The sequence below is a fragment of the Pseudomonas sp. LBUM1662 genome (assembly GCF_059695915.1).
This window is the reverse complement of record NZ_CP166793.1, coordinates 6,112,009-6,125,876: the sequence shown is the minus strand read 5'-3', so window position 1 is coordinate 6,125,876 and position 13,868 is coordinate 6,112,009. Positions and strand designations below refer to the sequence as shown.

The window sequence follows — 13,868 nt, the reverse complement described above, 5'->3', positions numbered from 1 at the left end:
TTAATGACCAGCATGAAAAAGCCCCCAGCCGGTGACGCGGCAAAGGGGGCTAGGGGAAGCACACACAATAATCCTACCGCCGCAGGTAGTACCAAGCAAGCGCTTGGTATTGCCTGCGGCGAACTGACCAATCGCCGGATATGGGCGCCACACGGTAAGTCCAAAGCTCCTCAGGAACTGGCGGGGGGCTTAATCAAAGGTATGGACGACTGGGAAAAAACGGACAAATGGATGACGCTGCCCGAGGCGCAAGCATTGGTGGAAGCAAATCCTCTGCTGCTTACCGGCGTCGGCATATTCATCAACAGCAACTTTCCCTTGGACGGATGGCGCCTGATCGCACTCGACGTGGACAAGATTGCGGGCACGTATGAAGAAGTAGACGACAAAAAAGTTCTCGATCCCGCCAACGCCCCCGCTGCACTCGCAGCTTTCAGCCTGCTGAACCAGATCCCCACCTATTGGGAAGTTTCGCCATCGGGGATGGGCCTACACGCCTTCGCGTGGGTACCGGAAAAGTGGGCGGTGAAATATGAGAACACCGGCAAGGCGTACCCTGGCGGTTGTGACCATGCCGAGGTCTACATCGGCGATAAACCGACCTTTATAACCGTGACTGGCGCACTGCTGGGAGCCTGCACCACCATTACTCAACTCGACGAAACCGTCCTGGGGCAGCTCGGAAAGCTGACGCGGGTTGCTGGCAGCCCGCAGCAGGCTACGCCCATGCCGGACATACCAAACGGCGGCTCGCCTATAGACCTGGCAGCACTCCCATGGCTCAGCACCGATCAGCGCTACCTCATAGACGGCACCGGCAAGATTGACCGTTCCAATGTCCTGCAAGGCCTGCTTATCAGGCTGATCGATGGCAACCATCCTCTGGAACGCATCTTTGCTTCCATGGTTGCCAAACCCGCGCTATGGCAAGTCTGCTGCGATCATTGGAAGAGCAATCCAGAGGGCTACGCCCGGCGTGAAATTAAGCGGGCCTATGACAAGAGCCAGACCGGCATGAAGGCGAAGCTGGTGGGATTCAACCCGGCTTGGAAGCCGGTCGAGCCAAAAGAAATCATCGCCTTTCCGGCACCCTACCCTGGCCCGATGGCTGACGCGGTTGCTGCTGGCCTGGAAGCGGCGCACAAGCCCCAGCCAGAGCTGACCACCATGGCGGTGCTGTCGTCTATGGCGGCTGCATGCGGCAGTTTTTACAGGCAATGCGACGGTAGCCGGTTGAACCTGTATTTCCTGGGGATCGCCAAGACTGGCACGGGTAAAGACGTGCCGCTGAGACTCGCCAAACAGATAGGCCGCCTCGGCAATGCGAAGCTGATCGGCGCGCCTGGTTCCGGTCAGGGATTGGAAGACGCACTGGTTAGCAATATCGCGACCTACTGCGCAGTAGATGAAATTGCGCACTTCTTTTCCGCGATGAACGATGCCAGAGCTTCAAATTACGAGCGGGCGAACGGCCGCAAACTGTTGGAGCTGTTCAGCGCATCCGGCGATGAATACGAAACCCGCGCCCTGGCTGGCAAGGAAGCACGCATCATCCAGAAACCGGCATTCAATTTGATCGGATTCACCACACCAGAAAAGCTGGGCACCGCCTTTAATCCAGACGATTTCGCGGATGGACTGGCTGGGCGGATTTTGTTCGTGTTCACCAGCAGCAATCCGCCTGCGCGACGGGTGCGCAAGCCTATAGAACTGCCTGTCTCGGTCCAGCGGACCGCCATGCATGTCGAGAACGGGTTGGTTTACATGCACAGCATGGGTGGGATCGTTATCGACACCACCAACGACGCCGAACGAATGCTCGACGCGCTACTTACGGAATTCGACCAGCGCGGCAGGGCTATCGATTCGCCTTGGGAAAGCGCGTTGTGCGTCCGCAGTCTGGAAAAGGTAGAGCGGATTGCTGGTGTTCTGGCCGTGTGGGACAACCCAGCTAAGCCGGTGGTTACCCTCGGACATATCGAATGGGCGGCGCAGTTCGTGCGCGCTTCCAATGCGGCCGTGCTGAGTTTCGTTAAAGAGTTCATGCACAGCGGTGATGAACAAAAGAATGCCGCCGCGCTGATGGTGATGCTGATGGATGGGAAGACCAAACCGAAGCCAGATCGAAAAGGGGAAATCGCGGCCAGTGATGCGGGGTGGGTACCCCGGTCGGCCCTGATGCGTAGGTCGGATCTATGTAAAAAGGATTTCGACGCTGCGATTGCCTATCTGCTGGCGCGGGATGAAATAGCGGCAGGTTCATTCGGCGACAAGGACTTGCAGGTTATAGGGTTGAAGGGCGATGACTAGGGGGGGCTCTCACCGGGGGTATGTTCGGGGTGTTCGGGCGTGTTCGGGGAACACCGAAACCCGCAGCACACAAGGGCTAGAGGTGTATTTATATATGTGTTCCTTCTATATACCTCTCACCCTAAATCCCCCCACGGTGAAAATTACCACCGGTGTATTTGTCCTCTCTGTTTGTGTGTTGTGCGGGGAACACCCGAACACAGGCCGAAAATACCCTTGCAGCCCCTGTACAGCGCGGGTTTCGGTGTTCGGGGGAACATGTAGTGTTCGGAGGCGAACGCCACTTTAGGAGGCGAAAATGAGTCTGCTGGTGCATCCATCCCAAGCCAGGACGATCAGCTCACCTGATGAAGTTGAAAGGCTGCTTGCCCTCGGCTGGGTGCTTGCCGCACCGAAACCCAAGACCAAGATGGCATCACGCATGCGGACACTACGAGATCGTCGCAGGGCAGAAGGCTGGGCATCCTTGCTGCTGTGGGTGAATGCCGAGCAGCAGGCTGCTATTTCGGCCGCTAAAAATCCAGGCGAAACCTATGTGGCGCTGCTTATGCGCCTAGTTAAAAAACAGAGTTTGTTGTGATGAAAGTCCATGGTGGACGCACACAATTAGAAAACTCGCACCAGCACTCACTGGCGCTTCTATTGCAGCCATGGGTAGTGAAAAACAAAGGATCAAAGGATTTAAGATCACCAGCTTTCATATGTAAGAGTGCAGCTCTCAGCGGTATTGCAATGAGAAAAGAAGATTTCGTGTCTGCAACGTACCTGTTTAGGGATATCGAGGGCCTGAAAATTGATAGATGAACTGATGCAGGACTTTGTGAAAGCTCAGACCGACACGTCGTTCGCCAACTGGCGCGCCTGGGCAATCGACCACGGCCAGCGGCACGGATCGTACAGCGAGTTCATAGGCCGTCTGAAACGGTGCCAGCAGGCGCAACAGCGAAGGCACTAAGAACCATTGCCAAGACGCTTAAACGTCCCATACGCAGCCACGCGAAGCCACGTTGGTGATTTGAGGGGAATTTGTGATGAAAACCACAGCAGGATCAACTTTTGAATACCAAAGCGGCCTGGAGTGGTCGGTCCCGTCCCGTTGGCAGCCTCGCCTGTTCGATGATCTTGACCGCTTGCAAGCGTATGACGTAGCCAACAAACCAGATCCTGACAAAGCCAAGATCGCCAGAGCGCAGCATGCCCGTGAAGCCAAGGCAGAACGCAAGCATGCGGTACTAACCGCTGGCATCGAGCGCTATCGACCGCAGTTGATATCATGGACCGGCACCGATACCGCCCGCGCCAAGTGGCTGGTGAAGCTGTTAGGCCCGGATGCACCACACTGGCGCTATGTGTACGATCATTTAAAAACAATGCAAATCTAACTTTAGATCCGCATTGTATTTCCTTTTCGGGCCGTACAACGACCGCACTTCGCAGTATGTTTACTCCAACAAATAACCCTGTTGGAGTTCCATCACATGTCGCGTTCCGACGTTGCTACAGAATCAAACCGTTTGCCTTACTCTTTGAGTCAGCAAGATGTTAAGTTGCGTGAGTCAGCAGGTAATGAGTTTCGCATTGTCTATCCGGCTGGCACTCCACCAGAAAGGCTCGGCGAATCAAGTTTTTATGCCACCGTCGCGCACTTGTTTCAGCCCTATGACGAGTTGATCTTAATTGATACGGGCCGCACTGTTTACCATCGCCGACTCGTACTCCAAAGCGGCCACGGGTATTGTGAAACTCACCCACTCTACAGCGTCCAGCTTCCAGCTCTTATGTGCGCAGTCGGTGAACGGCTTCCAAGTAACCATAAGATTGTCTGGACTGGTCCTGAAACTGGATGGAGTGCCATTCGCAACAGCGATGGCATTGTTATTGTCTCCCTGGCTATCAGCCAAGAGGCTTGCCTCCAAGAACTGTTGAATCACGCGAGCCTGACCAAATGAACGCGCCAGTGCTGAACCGGGCCATTCAAGAAGTCTCGATAAGGTTTATCTCTTATCGCGGTGACATAAACGCGATGGCTACTTTCGTCGCGCACGCCATTGGTGTAGCAGCACCAGATCTGGAAACTATTACGCACTATATGCGCAAGGAAGAAACTCACGTTGAGTTATTGACCTACGACGTAGCCCTGTGGCGTAACACGATTGGTGACTGGAGTTTAGTGTCACTGGCCACACCGCCGACCATAGAAAATATGAAATACCGTCTCGACCACTTTCCACCGTCGAATACGTGTTGCCGGTGGTGTGGTCAGGATTCCCGGCGCTTGGCTCACCTTGATCTTATTCCTGAAAAGGATGTGTACGGTTTACCCGTGCATAACTCGCGACTGCATAAACACTGCATGAAACCGTGGCTCGTGATGCGCAATCAAGTGGCCCGCGCCGACGCAGCACCAATCAAGAAGGAAAGTTTATTGTGATTACTCTACTGCAAACATTGATCGACGCTGCCCCGCATATCACCCGCCAATTGCTGGAGTCCAAAACAATGACCGCATGCAAACAAATCACTGATGCCCTTCGCCAGATTACCGACAGCGAACCTTTTGGTTTTTATACGGGCCGTGAGTGCCAACTTATCGAACGTCTGCTAGAAATTACATCAGGGCAGATGAACTCCGCCGGAGTTGCTGATGTAAAAGCTAAATTGCACGGCGCTGTGTTTGATAAAAGTCTAGGTGTTGAAGTCGTCAAAAATGGCGGTTTCATTTCCGTGTTCGGCCCCGGAGTTTTGAAACATGTCTAACGAACTCGACACCCTAAGCGCCGGTGACATTCAACCGTATAATCCCGGCCCGCCTCTGCAACCGATCCAGCCTGACAGCTGGGACCGTACTGACGTTGATGAAGTACGGCATGCGCCGTCTAGCGGGACCCTGTTTGGTGAACCCACCCAGGCCACATCCGGCCAGGTAGAAGCCATGCTGGGCCAGTTGGGTGGCGCTTTCATGCATGACTTTAGTTCACTCGGCTACCCGGCGCATATGGTTAATGCGGCCATTCAATTTGTGACGGCTAATGCCACGAAGGCACCTAATCAGGTGCAGAGGATTCACAACTTTAACTTGCATTCAGAAGCTGGGGATTGGCTCGCCGAATCCTTCGGCAACATGGTGCATAAACTTTCAGGTTCGCCTCGGGCCAAACAACAATTTGTCACCGCCTGCCTGCAATGGCTGGCCAAAGCCTCGAAACAGTTAAATTCCCAACAAGTTACGCAGGCACAAGGAAGTGCACCCCCTACTTCCAAAGATCCGACCGACAACCTGACGGATCAGCAATATCAAGAACTGGTGAACCACAATAACGCTGTGATGGCGCAGACAATGGCAACCTTGCAACAGCGCTGGGGCTCATGTTTTAAAATCAACATCGAACTCGCTCAGGCTCAGCTGAGTAAACAGACACCGGCTGAACTGGCTCACCTTGATCGCTTTACTGGCAGTTGGCCGTGGACGCATATGTTTAACACGGTGGAACTGTTGACCGCCATGTATGAGATGGCCATTGGCGCAAATAGCATTGGCGCATCAGGTGCTGATATCAATAAGGAAATAGCTCAATTCGAAGCCATGTTAAAAGTACCGAGTGAACGCCAGAAATATATGCGTGATCCGGCTATGCAGGCGCGCCTTCGTGAACTTTATGCGCGTAGGGGGTAAATCAAAATGCCTAATAGAGCAGAGCCTGTTGGCCCGAGGCCGCTACCAACTTCAAGCGAAGGTATCGCCGCCGAGATTCGTGAGATTGAAAGCTTGATCGCGACGGACCGGAAAACATACAACAAGAGTCCGATGATTCAGTCCCGTTTAAGGCGCTTGTATGAGATGAACCAAAGAGGGTAAATGAAATGGCTAACGTATTAAGACCTCGACCAAGTAACAGAACCAGCGCGACCGTATCATTAAGCACCGCTGCTGACGGCGCGTCCGAGCAAATAAATATCACCGGGCTCTCTTTGTCTGGCATTTTAATGCCCGCAAGTTGGACCGATTCACGTATCGGACTGCAATGCAGTATTGACGGCTCTACTTTTGCCCCGGTGTACAATACGGCTGGCGATCATCTTACTTTTTTGACCTCGGCTAACCGCGTGATGACCTTCGACAACACCGACAACTTTGCCGGGCTGCAATTGATTAAAATTATCTCTGAGACAACAGCCGGCGTTGCTGTAGCACAAGCTGCGGTGCGTACACTTAAACTTGTGCTGTCCGAGGCTTAATAAATGAACACCATACTCACCGGCTCAAACGAACTTTTACTGGATGCCCGCGAAGCTCGCGACAAGTTGGCGTTGAAAGGCGGCCACGAAAAACTACTTGCGAAGTTGGATGATCTTTTAAACAAGGCATCCGGCTCAGGGCTGCACGGCGGGGAAGCTTTGAAACTTCAAAATCTGCTGAAACAGGCGAAAGCGCTATGAACCCGAAGCTCGCAATACTCGAACGCCAGATGCTCCGCAAAACGCCGGAACAAGCGCCTGCGCCTGAAGGTGGCCACGGCCTCGGTGCTGCCATCGAAAAGCTGATCGCTGATGAAGTCGAACGGCGTATAGGTGAAGCGGTGGAACGTAAACCCTCGCCACGTGTTCGTGACTTGTTCAACGTCCCTGCGCCAGTCAGCGACTACCGCCAGCTTCCCCCGGTGCAAAGAACAGCAGCGCCTACAAACATGAACGTGCAGGTATTCCGCGACGGCGCAGGCCTGATGCGCTGGATCACAGTGAATGAAGCCAAATTTGAAATCCAGCGTGATGGTGCTGACCGAATTGTCAGCATGCGCCAAGTGAACGAATCCCCTGTGCTGCCAGCGCTGGACATCGCTGTTAAAGCCGAGGCCCGAGAATATAAGGAGGGTGTGTGATGGCCGTCGTCGTGTTTTCTGGTATCAATCAACAGGCCGAGGCCCAGGCCGTTATTGCCACGCTGACCATGTGGCTGCGCGAGCTACCAGAGCAGCCACCACGGCCAGCAAGCGCCAAGTTCATCTATGGCTCCAACGGTGTCGCCCGCTTGGTCGTCGAAGTCGAGCCGGCAGCAGTGGATGAAGAAAAATGACCGCCCGAATTGGTGCGCCAAAAACCGGTGGACGCCGGAAAGGCTCGCTGGATAAAGGCGAGCGCCAGGTTGTCACGGCTGAAATGGCCGCAGACCTGCTTGCCGTCTACCAAAGGCTTGGAGGAGTTAAATGGCTGCTTAAATTCGCCCAAGACAATCCCAAGGATTTTCTACAGCAAGGTCTGAGCCGATTGTTTCCGGCAGCTGCAAAAGATGACCCCGACGTGGTAAATAACACCATCAACGTAAACGGCATGTCCGAGATTGAGGCTGCAACCCGAGTCGCGTTCGCGCTCAGCAAAGCCATTTACCCCGACCCGTCGCTTACACCTGTGAGAACCGTCGAGCGTTTGCCTACGCCCGAGCAGGAATACATTAACCCGAACCAGTGGACGCCCCCAGTCGATGCGCCGGACATGCCTGACCCGGTGGACGAAGAAAGGGCCAGATGGATCGAGGAACTGCCACTTACACCCCAAGAACGCCTGGACAACGCCGCCATTCGCGAGACGCGTGAAGCCGACATTACGAACTATCACGGCAGCGGTGCCGAGCAGGGTTATGGTCCAGTCCAGCGCCAATCCGCCGAGCGTGACCCGAGAGCGGCGCAACGTGATCGAATGCTGGCGGCGCGGCGCCAGAAGCTGCTATGAAAAAGGTGGTTTAGCCTGGGTACTTAAGAGCTCCCCGACTCAGCAGAAGTCTCGGCACTATTCGGTGGGAACTTGCACGATCCATTTTTCAATGCAAGTTCAACGGCTATTAGCTTTTGCCCTTCCTTATCGCTTGGCCAGTCGATAAGAACCGCATGCTCGTAGAACCCATCCTCCGGGGCTGAGATACACGATAGTGATTGATCGATGGCATAGGTCACAAAAAAGTCCGCACGGGCTTTCAGCGTTTTGTCCGCCCGCCGCGTCGCAGCCAAGTGCCACACCCGGTTGTCTGCGCATCCGTCCAGATGACACACTGATGTTTCGTGTCGCTCTTGGAAGTATTCAGGCAAGAATGCCCCAGGTTTTGGTTTGCCTGTGTTCTTATACATCTGACTCGAATCGTAAATGAATCGAGATACAGAAGAAGGTGGAACAATTCGAGGCGGTGGGTCAGGCAGGAGAGTGCCGGAAACTCCCGAGCGCTTCACCAAGCGAAGAAGACGGCCAACCAGCCAGCGGAACCGTGTCAGAGGTAGGAAGATTTTCCAGCCGCGCAGCATAAGTCAATCTCCCTGTGCTTCCAATGCTGACCGAGAGCAGGCCGTCTTCTTTGACCCAGTCAAACGCCAGCTCTCCATCGGGATCGATGGACACCTCAGGCAGCGCCACATCAGAAGGCAGGGTGGCAGCGAACTCCAGTGCTTTCACTAACGTAGCACCAGACACCTCATCAACGCTCTCCGCGACGAGCGACATTAGCTCACTATAGATGGCAGATACGCCGGCAGTAGTTGCCTTCACTTTGTAGAATGCTACGGCATGGTTCTGCTCGACTTTTCTGGCTTCGTTACTAGCACCGGGCGTTTCAGCTAAAGACAGTGTGTCTTGATAAGCGATTGCCACACTCATGTGTACTGCTCCAGTGTCTTCTCTTCGAGAAAGCCGAAAAATGCATCGTTCTTGAAAGTTCTGAGCCGATCAAGTACTTCTTTAATCTTGTCGGTTTCGTGCCCGTCTAGCGTGCACAGATGTGAAACATCAATATCGAGCAAGATGCTTAACGCGTTGCCTTCTGGGGTCATGCCTTCCAGCACTTGGGTGACGACCCCAACGTCGCCGTTTTCTGGGACGGCGATCCCCACCCGACTCAGGAAACTGGCCAACCCCTGGGGGAGTTCAGAGGGGATTTGTGGAGGGCAAGTTAGATAGTCTTTGAATGTCGCCACAGGAAGCGGAATTTGTAAGGTATTTATGTACCGTACCGCCAAGCGTACAACGTGTTCAGGACGGACAGCGGCGAGATAGCGAAACCCTATATTAAGGGCATGCTCGCTCATCGCCTCCCATGTCTCGTATGGGGGTAGGCGGCTAAAGGTGAAGCCGGTTGTGCGAAGCTGCAATACATGGTTCAAGCCTGGGAAGTCAATTCGTTTTCCGACGCAGGTGCCCGTGTTGGATTGCTGTGCCCCATCGACCCCTATCGTCAGTTCTAGTGTCGTTTCCCAAAGATCGGAGATGCTACCCAAAAGACCCGCAGCTTCATGCGCAAATGCGGCAACACTCTCCAGATCCGCTGCTGGCGAAAACTGGATGTCGATGAGCGCTTCGCGGATGGGCGCTCGTGAGAGGTGCCTAGGCTTAGCCATGATGTGGTGACGCAAGCCGTCGAGAAGGGGCAGTTACGGACAGTCGGTGTTTTGAGCCTATCCCACTCCTATTAACTGTCATGAAGTCCTCCCTTCAATCTGCGATGAGCAAGGCGACCACCGTCGAGCACAACTATAGCCTATAGCAACACGATGAGAGGACTAGAAAGGAAGGCGCTTTTCAGAGCCGTCGCGCATTGCGGACCCTTAGTGCCTGTTTCCCTGCGTGCCCAGCGTCTTATAGACTTCATACAGGTACGAAAATCAGCGCCCAACAAAAAAGGCCTACGTCGATTAGACGTAAGCCTCTGATTTGTTTGGTGGGCCCACACGGATTTGAACCGTGGACCAAAGGATTATGAGTCCTCTGCTCTAACCAACTGAGCTATAGGCCCTCAGTAGGCCGCGGATTATAGCGATGGTTTCTCGGCTGTGCTATCCGAAAAATCCGATACGGCTATACGAAGAAACGTCGCGGCGAATTCGTCGGGGGGAAGGGGCAGGCTGACGATGTAGCCCTGGATCTGTTCGCAGCCTTCTTCGGCCAGGAATTGTTGCTGTGCCAGGGTCTCGACGCCCTCCGCAATGATGGTGAATTGCATGCTGCGTCCCAACGCGATGATGGCGCGGACAATGGCAGCATCGTGGGGATCGTCAGGCAGGCCGCGGACGAAAGACTGGTCGATCTTGAGGATGTCCAGTGGCAGGCGCTTGAGGTAGCTCAGGGACGAGTAGCCCGTCCCGAAGTCGTCGATCGCCAATTGCACACCCAGTTGTTTGAGTTGGTGCAGCACGGCCAGCGCTTCTTCGGCCTGGCTCATGATGAAGTTTTCGGTAATTTCCAGTTGCAGAAAACCGGGTGCCAAGCCGTTGTCCTTGAGCAGTTGCTCGATCCGTCCGAGCAGGTTCGGCTGGCGCAGTTGAGCGCCCGCGAGGTTGACCGATAGCGGGCCGAGGCACTCGTAGACCTGATTCCACTCGAACATCTGCCGGCAGGCGGTCTCCAGTACCCAGTCGCCGATTTGCAGGATCATGCCGTTTTCTTCTGCCAGAGGAATGAAGTGTTCCGGCGGCACCGCACCGAAGGTCGGGTGATGCCAGCGAATGAGCGCTTCGGCGCCGACCAGTCGATGGTCGGCGAGGCTGATTTTCGGCTGATAGTAGAGAAACAGCTCATTGCGCTCGATGGCGCGGCGCAGTTCATGTTCCAACGCCACGCGTTCGCTGGCCTGGGCGGTGAGGTCGCGGGTGTAGCTTTCCACCCGGTTGCGGCCCTTGGCCTTGGAGCGATACATCGCGGCATCGGCGTTCTTGACCAGTGTGGCGACGTCGCAGCCGTCCTTGGGATACAGGCTGGTGCCGATGCTGGCGCTGATGAAAAACTCGTGTTCGCCGGCCTGGAACGGTGCGGCGAAGCAATTGAGCAGTTTGGTCGCAATGTTGTCGGCATCGCTGCATTGTTGCAGGCCGGGCAGCAGGATGATGAATTCGTCGCCACCCAGGCGCGCAACGGTATCGATATCGCGCAACTGCTCTTTGAGGCGCACGGCGATGCCTTTGAGCAGCAGGTCACCGACCGGGTGACCAAGGCTGTCATTGATGTGTTTGAAGCGGTCCAGGTCGAGGAACAGCACCGCGCCTTGGCCGCCGTTTTCCTGTTGGGTGTTGAGTGCGGTCAGCAATCGGCTTTCGAACAGCGTGCGGTTTGGCAGGCCGGTCAGCGGGTCGTGGTGCGCTTGGTAGTCGAGTTTGGCCTGCGCGTGTTTGAGGCTGGAAATGTCGGCGAACACTGCCACGAAGTGGGTGACAAATTTTTCCCGGTTGCGCACGGCGCTGATGGTCAGCCAGCTCGGGTAGAGCTCGCCGTTCTTGCGTCGGTTGGAAATCTCGCCTTGCCAGTGACCTTCGTCCGTCAGCTGATGCCACATCGCCGCATAGAACGCGCTGTCGTGCAGGCCCGAGGCGAGCAGGCGAGGGGTGTGGCCCAGTGCCTCGCTCTCGCTGTAACCGGTTATCTCGGTGAACGCACGGTTGACCGCGCTGATGTGCTGTTGGGTGTCGGTGATCAACACCCCTTCGGCGGTGCTTTCGAACACCGTGGCGGCCTGTTGCAGTTTTTCCTGCATCAGATGCCGCTCGGTAATGTCCCGGGCAATGGTCAACATGCAGTCTTCGTCGCCAATGGGCAGCGGACGGCTGGACACCTCGCAGAGACGGATCTGCCCGTCACTGCGGCGGATGTGGCAACTGAAGTCGCGAACGAAGCCATCCCGGTGCAGCAGATCGAGCATCTGTTTGCGTTCGTTGAGATTGACCCAGACCCCCAGTTCCAGGGCCGAACGATCCACCGACATCGCGCTGTTGAAGCCTGTGATGCGGCTGAAACCCTCGTTGACCTCCAGCAGCAACCCGTCGCTCTGCCGCGACAGCAACAGGCCGTCCGGGGAGGCGTGGAAGGCCTTGGCGAACTTTTCTTCGGAGGTTTGCAGTTGTTGCTGGGTTTCCTTGAGCTGACTGATGTCGCGCACAACGACGACCAGGGCAGGGGTCGTGTCGAGGTCGAAAGGCTCGGCGGAAATCAGGCCGGTAAACACCTGGCCATTGTTGCGGCGAAAGGGCATCTCCAGGTTGCGAATGCTGCCGGCCTGCAGGCGTTGCAGCAATCCCGGGCCAACGCCGGGAATGCCCCAGATATTCAAGTCGGTGGCGGTCTGGCCAATGACGTCTTCGGCCTTGAGACCAATTTGTTCTTCGAACGCTTTGTTGACTTCCAGCAGGCAGCCATCTGAAAGCCGCGCAATCACCAGGATGTCCGGGCATTGCTGAAACACGGAGGCGAATTTTTGCTCGGAGAGGCTCAATGCCTCTTCAGTGCGCTTGGCGTCGCTGATGTCGATCATCAAGCCGCGCATCACGGGCTCATGCCCGTGCTCGATCAGGCTGACGATATCGCGCACCCACAGGCAACGGCCATCGGCGGTGATCACCCTGTAATCGACGCTGTGATCGCGCCCGGCCAACACTTCGTGATCGCAGAACGTCTGGGCCCGGGTCAGGTCCGCAGGGTGGATGATGTTGCGCCAGAAGCCCGGAATCAGCCAGTGGGACAGGGGATAGCCCAAGAGTTCTTCGGCATGCGGTGACACATAGCTGTAGGTGAAATCGCTGATCCGCGCTTCCCAGGCAATTGCGGAAAGGCTCTCCACCAGGCCGCGATAATGGTATTCGCTGCTGCGTAGCTCTTGTTCCAGATCGACCCGTCGAGCAATTTCCGAACTGAGTCGGCGGTTAATCCGGATGACCACTGCCAGCATGATCATCAGAAACAGCAGCCCGGGGAGGCCGTAAACCAGCAAATCCGACCAGAAGGTTCGATGATCCAGGACATTGCCGACCCAATGTTCCTGAATGGCGTTGATTTCACTTGAGGTCATGTCCGCCAGGACTTTATCCAGAATGCCGACCAGCATTTTGTTGTTGGGAGGCACGGCCATCGCCAATTGATAGCGATAGGGCGTTTCACCGCTGACATACAAACCGTCGAGCTTGAGTTGACGCAGGCTCCAGACGCTGGAGGCGAGATCACCCACGACTGCGTCCACTTCATCGGTGGCCAGCGCCTGCAGGGCAGAACTGACATTGGGCATCGCCACCAGATTCAGGTCGGGGTGGTGCGTGCGCAACAGTTCATGGGGCGCATAGTTTTCCACCACGGCGATCTTCAGCCCGTAGAGGTCTTCGAGCTTGCGCGGTTGGGGGCCTCCGACATGGGCGAGGATGACAATCGGAAAGTCGAGGTAAGGGCGAGTGAACGACAGGTACGACTGGCGTTCCGGGGTCGACATGATGCCCGGCAACACGTCCAGCTTGCCTTGCTTGGCCTGCTGCAGGACTTCGGTCCAGCTGATCGGTTCGATGGGCGTCAGTTTGACCGCCAGCCGTTGGCGGATCACGTTGATGTAGTCCGCCGCCAGGCCCTGATAACGGCCCTGGTCGTCACGAAATTCGAACGGCGGCCATGACGCGTCGACGCCCAGACGCAGGTCCGGGTGAGCCGCCAGCCAGCTACGTTCTTCGTCGGTCAGAGTCAGCGCGCCAGCCGTTGCGGTCCAGGTCATCAGCGACAGCAAAAAAAGCACGGTCGGCAGTCTGGGCATAACGGTCTCGTTATGGCTCGGGGGAATG

At 55.7% G+C, this 13,868-nt stretch carries 15 protein-coding genes and 1 tRNA gene; 12 read left to right on the top strand and 4 right to left on the bottom strand.

What is annotated here, in order from left to right; genetic code table 11:
* Positions 1-3 precede the first annotated feature (3 nt).
* The 12 genes from ACA049_RS27975 to ACA049_RS27920 all read left to right on the top strand — a co-directional run bounded on the left by ACA049_RS27975 (position 4) and on the right by ACA049_RS27920 (position 8,034).
* Positions 4-2,310 carry a DUF3987 domain-containing protein gene (locus tag ACA049_RS27975; RefSeq protein ID WP_497331365.1) on the top strand — a complete coding sequence of 769 codons (2,307 nt, stop codon included), beginning with the start codon at positions 4-6 and terminating at the stop codon, positions 2,308-2,310.
* A gap of 298 nt (positions 2,311-2,608) precedes the next feature.
* Entirely contained in the window at positions 2,609-2,890 is a 282-nt protein-coding gene (locus ACA049_RS27970; protein WP_497331364.1) for a hypothetical protein, read from the top strand.
* A gap of 451 nt (positions 2,891-3,341) precedes the next feature.
* Positions 3,342-3,692, top strand: a complete 351-nt coding sequence (locus ACA049_RS27965; protein WP_497331363.1) for a hypothetical protein — start codon at positions 3,342-3,344, stop codon at positions 3,690-3,692.
* Positions 3,693-3,788: 96 nt separating this feature from the next.
* The gene (locus tag ACA049_RS27960) at positions 3,789-4,259 is read left to right on the top strand and encodes a hypothetical protein (protein ID WP_497331361.1); all 471 of its coding nucleotides are present in this window, start codon (positions 3,789-3,791) and stop codon (positions 4,257-4,259) included.
* A complete protein-coding gene (locus tag ACA049_RS27955) occupies positions 4,256-4,741 on the top strand; it encodes a hypothetical protein (RefSeq protein WP_497331359.1) in 486 nt (161 codons plus the stop codon). Before ACA049_RS27960 ends, ACA049_RS27955 begins: the two co-directional genes overlap by 4 nt.
* Positions 4,738-5,067, top strand: a complete 330-nt coding sequence (locus tag ACA049_RS27950) for a hypothetical protein (RefSeq protein ID WP_497331357.1) — start codon at positions 4,738-4,740, stop codon at positions 5,065-5,067. Before ACA049_RS27955 ends, ACA049_RS27950 begins: the two co-directional genes overlap by 4 nt.
* A complete protein-coding gene (locus ACA049_RS27945; RefSeq protein WP_497331355.1) occupies positions 5,060-5,983 on the top strand; it encodes a hypothetical protein in 924 nt (307 codons plus the stop codon). Before ACA049_RS27950 ends, ACA049_RS27945 begins: the two co-directional genes overlap by 8 nt.
* A 188-nt stretch (positions 5,984-6,171) precedes the next feature.
* A complete protein-coding gene (locus tag ACA049_RS27940; RefSeq protein WP_497331353.1) occupies positions 6,172-6,546 on the top strand; it encodes a hypothetical protein in 375 nt (124 codons plus the stop codon).
* A gap of 3 nt (positions 6,547-6,549) precedes the next feature.
* A complete protein-coding gene (locus tag ACA049_RS27935) occupies positions 6,550-6,747 on the top strand; it encodes a hypothetical protein (protein WP_497331351.1) in 198 nt (65 codons plus the stop codon).
* Positions 6,744-7,187 (top strand): hypothetical protein, encoded by a 444-nt coding sequence (locus ACA049_RS27930; RefSeq protein ID WP_497331349.1) that lies wholly within the window; start codon positions 6,744-6,746, stop codon positions 7,185-7,187. The genes ACA049_RS27935 and ACA049_RS27930 overlap by 4 nt, the downstream gene beginning before the upstream one ends.
* Entirely contained in the window at positions 7,187-7,381 is a 195-nt protein-coding gene (locus tag ACA049_RS27925; protein WP_497331347.1) for a hypothetical protein, read from the top strand. The genes ACA049_RS27930 and ACA049_RS27925 overlap by 1 nt, the downstream gene beginning before the upstream one ends.
* Entirely contained in the window at positions 7,378-8,034 is a 657-nt protein-coding gene (locus tag ACA049_RS27920) for a hypothetical protein (protein ID WP_497331345.1), read from the top strand. The genes ACA049_RS27925 and ACA049_RS27920 overlap by 4 nt, the downstream gene beginning before the upstream one ends.
* Before the next feature lie 453 nt (positions 8,035-8,487).
* Here ACA049_RS27920 and ACA049_RS27915 read toward each other — a convergent pair whose 3' ends face one another.
* The 4 genes from ACA049_RS27915 to ACA049_RS27900 form a co-directional block, all read right to left on the bottom strand.
* Positions 8,488-8,946: a hypothetical protein gene (locus ACA049_RS27915; protein ID WP_497331343.1), complete on the bottom strand. Its 459-nt coding sequence runs from the start codon at positions 8,944-8,946 to the stop codon at positions 8,488-8,490.
* Positions 8,943-9,683: a TIGR04255 family protein gene (locus ACA049_RS27910; protein ID WP_497331341.1), complete on the bottom strand. Its 741-nt coding sequence runs from the start codon at positions 9,681-9,683 to the stop codon at positions 8,943-8,945. The genes ACA049_RS27915 and ACA049_RS27910 overlap by 4 nt, the downstream gene beginning before the upstream one ends.
* Positions 9,684-10,001: 318 nt before the next feature.
* Positions 10,002-10,078: transfer RNA gene (locus ACA049_RS27905), tRNA-Ile, on the bottom strand.
* 15 nt (positions 10,079-10,093) lie between these two features.
* Complete coding sequence (locus ACA049_RS27900) at positions 10,094-13,840, bottom strand: bifunctional diguanylate cyclase/phosphodiesterase (RefSeq protein WP_497331339.1); 3,747 nt, start codon at positions 13,838-13,840, stop codon at positions 10,094-10,096.
* Between the last annotated feature and the right edge of the window lie 28 nt (positions 13,841-13,868).

Excerpts from the sequence above, each read along its gene's own strand:
- ACA049_RS27900 (WP_497331339.1), bottom strand. The coding sequence starts at position 13,840 with ATGCCCAGACTGCCGACCGTGCTTTTTTTGCTGTCGCTGATGACCTGG.
- ACA049_RS27970 (WP_497331364.1), top strand. The coding sequence starts at position 2,609 with ATGAGTCTGCTGGTGCATCCATCCCAAGCCAGGACGATCAGCTCACCT.
- ACA049_RS27910 (WP_497331341.1), bottom strand. The coding sequence starts at position 9,683 with ATGGCTAAGCCTAGGCACCTCTCACGAGCGCCCATCCGCGAAGCGCTC.
- ACA049_RS27930 (WP_497331349.1), top strand. The coding sequence starts at position 6,744 with ATGAACCCGAAGCTCGCAATACTCGAACGCCAGATGCTCCGCAAAACG.
- ACA049_RS27940 (WP_497331353.1), top strand. The coding sequence starts at position 6,172 with ATGGCTAACGTATTAAGACCTCGACCAAGTAACAGAACCAGCGCGACC.
- ACA049_RS27925 (WP_497331347.1), top strand. The coding sequence starts at position 7,187 with ATGGCCGTCGTCGTGTTTTCTGGTATCAATCAACAGGCCGAGGCCCAG.
- ACA049_RS27955 (WP_497331359.1), top strand. The coding sequence starts at position 4,256 with ATGAACGCGCCAGTGCTGAACCGGGCCATTCAAGAAGTCTCGATAAGG.
- ACA049_RS27945 (WP_497331355.1), top strand. The coding sequence starts at position 5,060 with ATGTCTAACGAACTCGACACCCTAAGCGCCGGTGACATTCAACCGTAT.
- ACA049_RS27975 (WP_497331365.1), top strand. The coding sequence starts at position 4 with ATGACCAGCATGAAAAAGCCCCCAGCCGGTGACGCGGCAAAGGGGGCT.
- ACA049_RS27960 (WP_497331361.1), top strand. The coding sequence starts at position 3,789 with ATGTCGCGTTCCGACGTTGCTACAGAATCAAACCGTTTGCCTTACTCT.
- ACA049_RS27965 (WP_497331363.1), top strand. The coding sequence starts at position 3,342 with ATGAAAACCACAGCAGGATCAACTTTTGAATACCAAAGCGGCCTGGAG.
- ACA049_RS27915 (WP_497331343.1), bottom strand. The coding sequence starts at position 8,946 with ATGAGTGTGGCAATCGCTTATCAAGACACACTGTCTTTAGCTGAAACG.
- ACA049_RS27935 (WP_497331351.1), top strand. The coding sequence starts at position 6,550 with ATGAACACCATACTCACCGGCTCAAACGAACTTTTACTGGATGCCCGC.
- ACA049_RS27920 (WP_497331345.1), top strand. The coding sequence starts at position 7,378 with ATGACCGCCCGAATTGGTGCGCCAAAAACCGGTGGACGCCGGAAAGGC.